This window comes from Streptomyces phytophilus, from assembly GCF_013870535.1.
Taxonomy (GTDB): Bacteria; Actinomycetota; Actinomycetes; order Streptomycetales; family Streptomycetaceae; genus Streptomyces; species Streptomyces phytophilus.
This window is the reverse complement of the sequence record NZ_JACBXC010001084.1, coordinates 1-2,087: the sequence shown is the minus strand read 5'-3', so window position 1 is coordinate 2,087 and position 2,087 is coordinate 1. Positions and strand designations below refer to the sequence as shown.

Here is a 2,087-nt window from a genome sequence, read left to right as displayed (position 1 = left end):
TGCTGCCACGCAGTCTCATGATCCGCCCTTTCGTCATCTCTTCGTGCTGACGGCTGAAGAGTGCGCGGACGGCTGCCCGCCGGGCGTCATACCCGGGAGCCGATGTGGAGGTAGTACCGGGGTAGGGGGTGGCGGTGGGGCTGGCCCTACCCCTACTCGCCGGGGGCGACCAGCCCCGATTCGTACGCGATGACGACCGCCTGCGCGCGGTCGCGCAGGTCGAGCTTGGTCAGGACCCGGCTGACGTGCGTCTTCACCGTCTGCTCCGCCAGCACCAGGGTCTCGGCGATCTCGGTGTTGGACCGGCCGCGGGCCACCAGGGTCAGGACCTCGGTCTCGCGCTCCGTCAGCGCGTTCAGCCGCAGCGCGGGCTTGCCCCGGCCGGCGGGCCGCTGCCGGGCGAAGTCCGCGATGAGCCGCCGGGTCACCGACGGGGCGAGCAGCGCGTCGCCGGAGGCCACGACCCGTACCGCCGCGATGAGGTCCGCCGGCGGCGCGTCCTTCAGCAGGAAGCCGCTCGCGCCCGCGCGCAGCGCCTCGTAGACGTAGTCGTCCACGTCGAAGGTGGTGAGCATCAGCACCCGCGGCCGGTGGTCCCCCACGGCCTGAACGGCGTGGGCGGTGCCCCCATCCCCCGCGGGCGGCGCCAGGATGCGGCGCGCGGCCTCCAGGCCGTCCATCTCGGGCATGCGGACGTCCATCAGCACGACGTCGGGATGGGTACGCCGGCTCAGCTCCACGCCCTGCGCGCCGTCGGGGGCCTCGCCCACGACGTCGATGTCGCTCTGGGCCGCCAGCAGCGCGGCGAAGCCCGCCCGCACCATGGCCTGGTCGTCGACGATGATGACGCGCGTCGTCACCCGGGGTCCTTTCCGTTCAGGGGGAGGTCGGCCGCGACCCGGAAGCCGCCGTCCGGCAGCGGGCCCGCGTCGAAGGTGCCGTCGACGAGCCGCACCCGCTCGCGCATGCCGACGAGCCCGTGCCCGGTGCCGCTCTGCTCCAGCGGCGCGGCGGGCAGCTCCGGCGGCGGCCCGTTGACGACGAGGACGGCGAGCCGGTCGCCGCCGTCGGAGAGCGACAGCGACACCCGCGTCGCGGCGCCCGGCGCGTGCCGTACGACGTTCGCCAGCGCCTCCTGGACGATGCGGTACGCGGACAGCCCTACCGCCTCCGGCACGTCGGCGTCGCAGGGCGTGAACTCCACCGGCCCGCCCGCCCGCTCCGTCGCCGCCACCAACTGCCCGATCTGCGCCAGGTCCGGCTGCGGTGCGACCTCGCCGTGCGTCTCCTCGCTGCGCAGCACGCCGAGGAGCCGGCGCATCTCGCCCAGCGACTCGCGCGCGGTCGCCGCGATGGACGTGAACTCCCCGCGCACCTCCGGCGGCAGCTCGGCGAGCCGGTACTCCGCGGTGTCCGCCTGCACCGTGATGACGGACATGTGGTGCGCCACCACGTCGTGCAACTCGCGTGCGATACGGGCGCGCTCCTCCAGCAGCGTCCGCCGGCCGCGCTCGGCCTCGCTGATCGTCTCCTGCTCGGTCAGCCTGCGCTGCACCTCGTGCCGTTCCCGCAGCACGCCGGTGATCAGGAGGGTCACCCCGCCGAGGATCATCAGCAGGATGCTTCTGTCGTTCACCCGGTCGGGCGCGACGTACAGCAGCCCGACGTTCGCGCCCGCCGTCGCCAGCCACACCAGCACCAGCGTCCGGCGGGACTCGCGCAGGCCGAGGGCGAGGCAGAGGCCGATGTACCCGACGATCTGCATCGGCGGGAACGGCCACTCCTGCCGCTCGCCGTACTCGGCGCTGAGCAGCGCCAGCGCCCCGGCCACGTCCGCGGCGAAGACCACGTACCAGGCGAGCAGCGGCCGGGTGACGGCGAGCAGCAGCGGCGCCGACTGCGCGACGGCCAGCAGGCTCGCGACACCGGCGTTCAGCCCGTAGTCGACGGTGAGGACCTGGATGGTGGTGGGCAGGAGGGCGACGCACAGCACGAACGCCAGGCCCCACGGCAGCAGCCGCACCCACCGGTGCGACGCCGACGCGAGCAGCGGGCGCGGGCGCTCCGGCTCCACGGACGTCATGGGC

At 74.2% G+C, this 2,087-nt stretch carries 2 protein-coding genes; both read right to left on the bottom strand.

The genetic code is table 11. The features are described 5' to 3' along the window. Positions 1-152: 152 nt before the first annotated feature. Entirely contained in the window at positions 153-860 is a 708-nt protein-coding gene (locus H5J30_RS29305; protein WP_181790306.1) for a response regulator, read from the bottom strand. Continuing rightward, on the bottom strand, positions 857-2,083 hold the full coding sequence (locus H5J30_RS29300) for a sensor histidine kinase (RefSeq protein WP_181790308.1): 1,227 nt from the start codon (positions 2,081-2,083) through the stop codon (positions 857-859). The genes H5J30_RS29305 and H5J30_RS29300 overlap by 4 nt, the downstream gene beginning before the upstream one ends. Positions 2,084-2,087 lie beyond the last annotated feature (4 nt).

Coding starts and splice junctions, on each gene's coding strand:
- H5J30_RS29300 (WP_181790308.1), bottom strand. CDS start 2,083: ATGACGTCCGTGGAGCCGGAGCGCCCGCGCCCGCTGCTCGCGTCGGCG.